This is a genomic window from Amycolatopsis kentuckyensis, assembly GCF_002155975.1.
In the GTDB taxonomy this organism is placed as follows: domain Bacteria; phylum Actinomycetota; class Actinomycetes; order Mycobacteriales; family Pseudonocardiaceae; genus Amycolatopsis; species Amycolatopsis kentuckyensis.
In genome coordinates this window covers 1-9,180 of sequence record NZ_MUMI01000180.1, presented here as the reverse complement: position 1 = coordinate 9,180, position 9,180 = coordinate 1, and the positions used below count along the sequence as shown (strand labels likewise).

General features: G+C 72.7%; 8 protein-coding genes. 5 read left to right on the top strand and 3 right to left on the bottom strand.

Annotated features, from left to right (window positions below):
- Positions 1-78: 78 nt before the first annotated feature.
- On the bottom strand, positions 79-633 hold the full coding sequence (locus CCN39_RS18255) for a CGNR zinc finger domain-containing protein (protein WP_086843538.1): 555 nt from the start codon (positions 631-633) through the stop codon (positions 79-81).
- A gap of 101 nt (positions 634-734) precedes the next feature.
- On the opposite strand from CCN39_RS18255, the gene CCN39_RS18250 reads away from it, so the two are divergent.
- Positions 735-1,595: an alpha/beta fold hydrolase gene (locus CCN39_RS18250; protein WP_086843536.1), complete on the top strand. Its 861-nt coding sequence runs from the start codon at positions 735-737 to the stop codon at positions 1,593-1,595.
- A 67-nt stretch (positions 1,596-1,662) separates the two neighbouring features.
- Entirely contained in the window at positions 1,663-3,714 is a 2,052-nt protein-coding gene (locus tag CCN39_RS18245) for a PQQ-dependent sugar dehydrogenase (protein ID WP_086843534.1), read from the top strand.
- 34 nt (positions 3,715-3,748) lie between these two features.
- Here the strand turns inward: CCN39_RS18245 and CCN39_RS18240 are convergent, their stop codons facing one another.
- Positions 3,749-4,774: a carbohydrate kinase family protein gene (locus CCN39_RS18240; protein WP_086843540.1), complete on the bottom strand. Its 1,026-nt coding sequence runs from the start codon at positions 4,772-4,774 to the stop codon at positions 3,749-3,751.
- A 159-nt stretch (positions 4,775-4,933) separates the two neighbouring features.
- On the opposite strand from CCN39_RS18240, the gene CCN39_RS18235 reads away from it, so the two are divergent.
- Positions 4,934-6,214 carry a 6-phospho-beta-glucosidase gene (locus tag CCN39_RS18235; protein ID WP_086843532.1) on the top strand — a complete coding sequence of 427 codons (1,281 nt, stop codon included), beginning with the start codon at positions 4,934-4,936 and terminating at the stop codon, positions 6,212-6,214.
- Here CCN39_RS18235 and CCN39_RS18230 read toward each other — a convergent pair.
- Positions 6,211-6,912: an SDR family NAD(P)-dependent oxidoreductase gene (locus CCN39_RS18230; protein WP_244210851.1), complete on the bottom strand. Its 702-nt coding sequence runs from the start codon at positions 6,910-6,912 to the stop codon at positions 6,211-6,213. The two genes, CCN39_RS18235 and CCN39_RS18230, sit on opposite strands and share 4 nt — an antisense overlap.
- 194 nt (positions 6,913-7,106) lie before the next feature.
- Between CCN39_RS18230 and CCN39_RS18225 the strand changes: the two genes are divergently transcribed.
- Together CCN39_RS18225 and CCN39_RS18220 are read left to right on the top strand one after the other, a co-directional pair.
- Positions 7,107-8,297: a cytochrome P450 gene (locus CCN39_RS18225; RefSeq protein ID WP_086843528.1), complete on the top strand. Its 1,191-nt coding sequence runs from the start codon at positions 7,107-7,109 to the stop codon at positions 8,295-8,297.
- A gap of 142 nt (positions 8,298-8,439) precedes the next feature.
- On the top strand, positions 8,440-9,180 hold a 741-nt coding region (locus CCN39_RS18220), incomplete at its 3' end, for an FAD-dependent oxidoreductase (RefSeq protein ID WP_143264067.1).

Sequence of the window (9,180 nt, the reverse complement as noted above, 5' to 3'; positions counted from 1 at the left end):
CGGCAGCGCCGGATCGGTGCCCGGCACCCGCGCGATCACGCTGGCCCGCCCCGGCGCGGCCTCCAGCCGGCCGTGCTCTCACCGGGGCCCTTCGCGCTGCTCGACCACCAGCCGCTGGTGGCGGGCCGCGCGGACCCGGTCGCCGCAGGTGGTCGAGCACCAGCGGCGGCGGGCGTGCTCGCGGAGGTAGTACCTGATGCAGCCGTGGGCCTCGCACGGCCGCACCGACCGCCCCAGCTCTCCGCTCACCAGCTCGATCGCGTCCCTGGCCAAGGCCGCCAGCGCCGCTTCGATGCTGCCCGGCCGGCCGCTGTGCCACTCGCGGACCGGCCCGTCCCGCCAGGCCAGCGTCAAGGCCGCCGCGTCCGCGCCGGCCGCCGCGTTCACCGTCGACACCGCCGCCGGGGACGGCGCCCGGCCCTCCGCCAGTGCCGCCAGCAGCTCGCGGACCGCCGCTCGCAAGTCCGTCAAACGGCCCAGCGAAGCCTCGTCGCCGACCGCCGCCGGCAGCCCGTGCTCGTGCAACCACGAGCCGGCGTCGCCGGGGGCGGTGAGGTCGTCCGCCGCCAGGCGTTCGGTGTTGACCAGTGCCAACGCCGGCGAGCGGTCCTCGCCGGGGGCCGCCGTGACCATGTTCGCCTCCCGGAGTTCGTCCCCGCAGTGTCCCTGACCGTTGACAGCCTACGTCGTCTCATGGATAAATGAAATAATAACCATGAGAGAAGGAGAGCGCCGTGCATCACCGCCACGCCACCGTCAACGGGCACCGGCTGTTCTACCGGGAGGCCGGCCCCGCCGACGCCCCCACGATCGTGCTGCTCCACGGCTTCCCGACGAGCTCGCACATGTTCCGGCACCTCATCCCCGCCCTGGCCGACCGCTACCACGTCGTCGCGCCGGACTACCTCGGCGCCGGCGCCTCCGACGCGCCGCCCACCAGCGAGTTCACCTACACCTTCGACGCGCTCGCCGAACTGACCCTCGGCCTGCTCGACCAGATCGGCCTCGGCCGCTTCGCGCTCTACATCCAGGACTTCGGCGCGCCGGTCGGCCTGCGCATCGCGGCCGCCAACCCCGATCGGGTGACGGCGATCATCACCCAGAACGGCAACGCCTACGTCGAGGGCCTCGGCGCCGGGCTCCCGCAGAAGCTCGCCGCCGGCACGCTGACCGAGGACGACCTGCGCGGCATGGTCACCCTCGAAGCGACCAAGGCGCAGTACCTCGACGGCGTGCCCGACCCGTCGCTGGTCAGCCCGGACGTCTGGATCCACGACCAGGCGCTGCTGGACCGGCCCGGCGCCGCGGCGATCCAGCAGGCGCTGCTCGCCGACTACCACCACAACATCGGCCTGTACCCGAAGTTCCACGAGTACTTCCGGACCAGCCGGGTGCCGCTGCTCGCCGTCTGGGGCGGGAACGACGAAATCTTCGTCGCCGACGGCGCCCGCGCCTACGCCCGCGACCTGCCCGACGCCGAAATCCACCTGCTCGATTCCGGCCACTTCGCCCTGGAGACGCACCTGGACGCGATCGCCGGGTACATCCGCGGTTTCCTCGGGCGGGTCCTGCCCGTTGACCGGGACGCCAGTTGACCATCGGCCCGGCGCGCTCGTAGGGTCGGATCGCACTCCGCCGTCGTCATCAGCCATGGAGGACGGTATGAGTCGACTGATTCGGGCGGGGGCGATCGCGCTCGCGCTCGCCGCCGCGGCGATCACCCCGGCAGCGGCCGCGGACCCCTTGCTGTCACAGGGAAAGCCCGTCACGGCGTCGTCGTCGGGTGGCTGCTGCCCGGCCGCGAACGCGGTCGACGGCACCAGCGCGACCCGCTGGGCCAGCGCGGCCGGCGTCGATCCACAGTGGATTTACGTCGACCTCGGCGCGACCGTGCACGTCAGCCGCGTCCGGCTGCAGTGGGACGCTTCCTGCGCCACCGCCTACGAAATCGACACCTCCGCCGACCACGTCACCTGGACGAAGATCTACGCGACGGACGCGGGCAAGGGCGGTGTCGAGGACCTGACCGCCCTCGACGGCACCGGCCGGTACGTCCGGGTGTACGGGACGAAACGCTGCCGCACCGACGCGTCGAAGGGCTACTCGCTGCAGGAATTCGGCGTCTACGGCTCGGCCGGCGACGTCCGGCCGCCGACACCGCCCGGCACGCCGACGCTCGTCGGGGTCACGCCGACCAGCGCCACGATCGAGTGGACCGCGGCCACCGACGACGTCGGCGTCACGGGCTACGACGTCTACCGCGACGGCCAGCTCTGCGCGTCCACGACCGGCGCGCTGACGGCGACCTGCGGCAACCTCGGCCCGAACGGCAGCTACGGCTTCTACGTCAACGCGCGCGACGCGGCCGGGAACGTCTCGCAGGCCAGCGGGACACTGCAGGTGAAGACGCCACCGTCGGACGACCACACGCCGCCGTCCGCGCCGGCCGACGTGCACACCACCGCGGTGAACAGCACGTCGATCGGCCTCGCGTGGACCGCGTCGACCGACGAAGTCGGCGTCACCGGCTACCGGATCTACAACGGGAGCACGCAGATCGGGACGTCGGACACGGCGAGCACCACGCTCGGCGGGCTGACCCCGAACACGGCCTACCACCTGCAGGTGCGGGCCGTCGACGGGAACGGCAACCTCAGCGAGCCGAGTACGCCGGTCCTGGACGTCACCACCACCGGCGGGTCGAACTGCACGCCGTCGCAGGGGGTCTGCGGCGCCACCCAGGTCGGCACCGACGACGACGTCGTGTGGGGCCTGGTGACGCTGCCGGACGGCACGATCCTCTACAACCAGCGCGACGCGCACGCCATCGTCCACCTGAACCCGAAGACCGGGGCGAAGAAGACGATCGGCACCGTGCCGAACGTCCAGAGCACCGACGGCGAAGGCGGGCTGACCGGGCTGGAGATCAACCCGGCGTCGTTCGCCTCCGACCACTGGCTCTACATCATGCACACCTCGCCGAGCGACAACCGGATCGTGCGGATCAAGTACGACCCGGCCGCCGACTCGCTGGCCACGAGCACCGAGCAGGTCCTGCTGACCGGCATCGCGCGCAACAAGTTCCACAACGGCGGCCGGCTGCGGTTCAGCCCGGACGGCCGCTACCTGTTCGCGGGCACGGGCGACGCGCAGAACAGCAGCAACGCCCCGAACACCAGCAGCCCCAACGGAAAGGTGCTGCGGATCAACCCGGACGGCTCGATCCCGGCGGACAACCCGTTCCACAACGCGGTGTGGAGCTACGGCCACCGGAACGTCCAGGGCCTGGCGTTCGACTCGCAGGGCCGGTTGTGGGAGCAGGAGTTCGGCAACAGCGTCATGGACGAGACGAACCTGATCGTGAAGGGCGGCAACTACGGCTGGCCCTCCTGCGAGGGCACGTCGGGTTCGTGCGACGGGTTCGTCGCGCCGAAGAAGACGTACCCGGTGGCGCAGGGTTCGTGCAGCGGCATCACGATCATCCGTGACGCGCTGTACGTGGCCTGCCAGCGCGGGGCGCGGCTCTACCGCGCGGTGATCAGCGGCAGTTCGCTGACGAACTTCCAGACGTTCTTCAACGGCACGTACGGCAGGCTCCGCACGGTCGAGCCCGCGCCGGACGGCCAGATGTGGCTGGCGACCAGCGTGGACGGCGACAAGGACAGCACGCCGCACAACAGCCACAACAAGGTCCTGCGGGTGTCGGTGGGGTGAGGGCACGCCGACCGGGGGCCGGTCCGGTCCCCGGTCAGCGCCAGCTGTCGTCGCCGAAGCCGAGGGTCACCGGGCCGCGGCGGATGCCCGCCACCGTTTCCGACGGGAGCACCTCGTCCAGGAACGCGTAGTCCGGGCTGCGGGTCCGCGCGTGCCACTGGGCGATCTCGTGCCAGCCCGGGGCCGCCAGCGCGCCGCCGAAGTGCTGGACCGACAGGCTCGCCGTCAGGCACGCGAACCGCAGCCGCTCCACCAGCGGCCAGCCGGTCAGCGTCGCGGCCACGAACCCGGCGCCGAACACGTCGCCCGCGCCCGTGGCGTCGAGGACGTCGACCGGCAGCGCCGGGACCGCCGCCGTCTCGCCGGTCGTCCCGTCCACCGCCAGCACGCCCTCGCCGCCGCGGGTGATCACCGCGATCGGGACCAGCTCCGCCAGCCGGGCCAGCGCCGCCTCGGGCGTGTCCGTGCGGGTGTAGCGCATCGCTTCGATCTCGTTCGGCAGGAACGCGTGGCAGCACGCCAGCTGCTCCAGCAGCGCCGGTGACCAGGCCTCGGACGGGTCCCAGCCGACGTCGGCGAACACGAGGCTGCCCGACTGGTGCGCGCTGTGCACCCACTCGGCCGTGTCGAGGCCGATGTGCGCCACCGTGGCGCGGCTCGGCGGCGGCGAACCGGCGAGTTCGGCGACCGGGACGGGCGGTGGGTGGCCGTGGGTGACCATCGCGCGGTCGCCCGCGTAGGCGAGCGAGACCGTCACCGGCGAGTGCCACTCCGGGAACCGCCGTGACCGCGACAGGTCGATGTGCTCCTGGCGGGTCAGCACGTCCCAGCAGTAGCGCCCGTAGACGTCGGTGCCGAACGCCGCCGCCAGCGACGTCCGCAGGCCGAGCCGGCTCAGCGCGACGGCGAAGTTCGCGATCCCGCCCGGTCCCGAGCCCATGCCGCCCGTCCACACCTCCGTGCCCGGGGCCGGCGGGTGTTCGAGCCCGGTGAAGACCAGGTCGAAGAACAGCAGGCCGGACAGGAAGACATCGATTTCGGGTGCGGGCTCAGCCGGCACGGGCGCCTCCACGTCGGTCACGCAACACTCGCCCGAGCCTGCGTCAGCGGCGCATGATTCGCAAGGGGTGGGCCGTTTCGGCCACGGATTGCGCGCTCCCGGCTGCTAGGGTCGGCGAATGCGGCACGGCGATCACTCGATCAGGCGAAGTGCGCCCCGATGAGGCTGGTGATCCTCGGCGGCGGCGGGTTCCGCGTGCCGCTGGTGCACGGGGCGCTGCTGGACGCGGGCGAGGTCACCGAGCTCGTCCTGCACGACGTCGACGCCGGGCGGCTGGCGGCGATCGAACGCGTCCTGGCCGAACAGGCCGCCGGAGCCGCGAACCCGCCACGGGTGCGGACCACCACCGACCTCGCCGCCGCGGTGTCCGATGTGGACTTCGTGTTCTCGGCCATCCGGGTCGGCGGCCTGCGCGGCCGGCGGGCCGACGAGCGGATCGCGCACGCGGAAGGCGTGCTGGGTCAGGAAACCGTCGGTGCGGGCGGGATCGCCTACGGCCTCCGGACGGTCCCGGTCGCGGTCGCCCTCGCGCGGCTGATCGGCGAGCGGGCGCCGCGCGCGTGGGTCATCAACTTCACCAATCCCGCCGGGATGGTCACCGAAGCGATGGCCGCGCACCTCGGCGGCCGGGTGATCGGCATCTGCGACTCGCCGGTCGGGCTGTGCCGCCGCGTCGCCCGGGCTCTCGGGATCGACCCGGCGGCGGCGAAGTTCGACTACGCCGGGCTGAACCACCTCGGCTGGCTTCGCTCGGTGCGCGTCGGCGGCGAGGACGTCCTGCCGCGGCTGCTCGCCGACCGGGCCGCGTGCGAGTCGTTCGAGGAGGGCAAGCTCTTCGGCGCGGACTGGCTGCGCACCCTCGGCGCGATCCCCAACGAATACCTGCACTACTACTATTTCGCCCGCGAGGCCACCGGGTCGGCGTCGCGCGGGGCGTTCCTCCTTGAGCAGCAACGGAGATTCTACGCGGAACCGTCACTGGCGTCGTGGGAACGCACGCGCCTGGAGCGCGAAGCGACGTACATGGCCGAGACGCGCGAAGGGGAGCGGGACGACCTCGACGGTGGTGGCTACGAGAAGGTCGCGCTGGCCCTGATGCGCGCCCTCGCACACGGCGAACGCACGACGCTGATCCTCAACGTCCGCAACGGTTCCGCGCTCCCGGGCGTGCCGGGCGACGCGGTCGTCGAGGTCCCGTGCGCGGTCGACGACGGCGGCGCCCGCCCGCTCGCCACCGCGCCACTCGCGGACCACGCACTGGGTCTGGTGACGACGGTCAAGGCCGTCGAACGGGCCGCGATCGAAGCGGCGACGACGGGTTCGCGCGCGGCGGCGCTGCGGGCGTTCGCACTGCACCCGCTGGTCGGCTCGGTGCCGGTCGCCCGGCGGCTGCTCGAGGCCTACGCCGCCGCGCACCCGGAACTCGCCTACCTCGCCTAGGCCGCCGTCATCGCGGTGAACTCCGCTTCGGCTTCCCGCTCGGTGCAGAGCTGCCACGCCCGTTCGGCGATGTCGTCCGGATCGAGCGTGCCCACGCTGAAGCCGTGGTCCTGCGAGGTGAACACGCGGTGGATGTCGCCGCGCTCGATGAGGCCGCCGATGGTGAGAATCCCGGCGTGGACGCCCGTTTCCCGCAGGGCCGCGTGCAGCGTGAGCACGTACATCCGCAGCGCCGCCGACGCCGGGGCGAGGCTGCCGAGCATCGGCATCGGGTACTTGCCGCTCAGGCCGCCGGCGAACAGCAGCGAACCCGTGCCGCGCTTCAGCATGCCCGGCAACACGGCTTCGACGAGTTTCGCCGCCGGGAGCACGACGGAATCGAACGACGCGCGCAGCGTGCCGGCGCCGGCCTCGGTGAGCGGGGTGATGCCCGGACCCGCCGCGGCGTCGGCGGGCCCGAAGTACACCGTGTCGATCTCGCCGGCGTCGGCCGTGATGCGGACGAGCACGTCGCGGAGCCGGTCTTCGTCGGTGACGTCGGCCGTGTAGGTGCGGGCGTCGATCCCGGACAGTGCCGCGCGGTAGCCCGCGTGGCGCGTGCCGGTGCGGGAAACCAGCGCCGTCGTGAAGCCTTCGCGGCCGAACCGGTGGGCGATCGACAGGCCGAGCCCGGGACCGACGCCCAGGACGGCGAGCACTTTCGGCAAGGGAACCTCCTAAAGTTGAGTATGCTCTCAACTTAGCCCCAAGTTGAGGGTGTCGTCAACTTGTCTCCGTGTCCACAAAGGACGCCGCCCGGGTGAGGCCGTCCGGGCGGTTTCCGGCGTCCGGACGGGTTCCCCGTGGTCACTCGCCTTCCGTGAGCCGGGGAGCGGTACCCATCATCGGCGGCATGACCGCTGTCTATCCCGCCGAGAAGGACCATCCCGCCGTTCCGCTGGGGGAGATCTACGCCGGGCACCCGCCGGTGTCCCGGATCGCGTTCCCCAGCGGGCACGAGGGCTGGCTGGTGACGCGCTACGACGACGTCCGCACGGTCTTCTCCGACCCGCGGTTCAGCCGCAACCTGCTCTACCCGGGCGCGCCGTGCCTGATCGAGCCGGGCGACTTCTCGACCGGCGAGCACAGCATCCTGAACATGGACCCGCCCGACCACACGCGCCTGCGGCGGCTGGCGGCGCAGGCGTTCACCGTCCGCCGGATCGCCGCGTTCCGGCCCCGGATCCAGGAGATCGCCGACGGGCTCCTGGCGGCGATGGTCGCGCACGGGCCGCCGGCGAACCTGGTCGAGCGGTTCGCCTTCCCGTTGCCGACGCTGGTCATGTGCGAGCTGCTGGGTGTCCCGTTCGCCGGCCGCGAGCGGTTCCGGCAGTGGTCGCGCGTGATCGTGACGCCGATGCAGCACGCCCCGGCCGACGTCGAGCAGGCCCGGCGCGACGGCGCCGAGGACATGGCCGCGCTGGTAACGGAGAAGCGGGCGCACCCCGCAGACGACTTCCTGAGCGCCCTGGTGCACGCCCGCGACGAGGACGGCGACCGGCTCACCGAGCCGGAGCTGATCGACCTGGCCACGCAGCTGCTGCTCGCCGGCCACGAGACGACGGTGAGCCTGATCGGGTGCGCGGTCGTCCTGCTGTGCCGGCACCCGGAGCAGCTGGCGGCGTTGCGCGCCGACCCCGCGTTGACGCCGGGCGCGGTCGAGGAGGTCATGCGGTACGACGGGCCGGTGGACTCGTCCCTGCTGCGCGTGGCGCTGGAGGACGTGGCGCTGAGCGGGGTGCTGGTGCGCCGCGGGGAGGCGGTGCTGGCGCACGTCGGGGCCGCGCACCGGGACGAGAACGCGTTCCCGTCCGCGACGGAGTTCGACATCCGCCGGAAGGACGCGCCGCAGCTGGGGTTCGGGCACGGGATCCACTTCTGCCTCGGTGCGGCGCTGGCGCGGCTGGAGGGGGAGATCGCGCTGCGGGCGCTGGTGGACCGGCTGCCCGGGCTGGACCTGGCGGTACCGTGGGAAACGATCACCTGGCGGCCGCCGCTGTCGGTGCGCGGGCCGGAAGAGGTGCCGGTGACCTGGCGGGGGTGACCCTGCGCCGAATGCCCGTTCACATTGGCGCCACCGGCCGAGCCGAACCCGGCGGGACTGCTCCACTCGGGTAGAACCTGTTTCAGTTAAGCGTCGCTGCGGAGACCATGACCCTCGCCGTTCCAGCGAACGAGGAGTCGCCATGGATGCCGACCTGACCCGCCGTCAGCTCCTCCGCGGCAGCGCCGCCGGAGTGGGCCTCGCCGTCACCGCCGGGCTCGCGAACCCCGCCGCCGCGGCGCCGCCGGCGGAGTACGACGTCGTCGTGGTCGGCTCCGGGGCCGCGGGCATGACCGCCGCGCTGACCGCCGCCAAACGCGGGCTCAGCGTCGTCGTGCTCGAGAAGGCGCCGACCTTCGGCGGGTCCGCGGCCCGGTCCGGGGCCGGCATCTGGATCCCGAACAACCAGGTGCTGCTCGCCGCCGGGGTGCCGGACACGCCCGCGAAGGCCGCGCAGTACCTCGCCGCCGTCGTCGGGCCGGACGTGCCGGCCGCGCGGCAGGAGGCCTTCCTGCGCAACGGCCCGGCGATGATCGCGTTCGTCATGGCCAACAGCCCGCTGCGGTTCCGCTTCATGGAGGGCTACAGCGACTACTACCCGGAGCTCCCGGGCGGCCTGCCGAACGGCCGGTCGATCGAGCCGGACCAGTTCGACGGCAACCTGCTGGGCGCCGAGCTGGCCAACCTCAACCCGCCCTACCTCGCCACGCCGCCCGGGCTCGTCGTGTTCAGCGCCGACTACAAGTGGCTGAACCTCGCCCTGGTGAACGCCAAGGGCGCCGCGGTCGCCGCCGAATGCCTCGCCCGCGGCACGGCCGCCGCGCTGGCCGGGCAGAAGCCGCTCACCATGGGGCAGTCGCTCGCCGCCGCGCTGCGCGTCGGC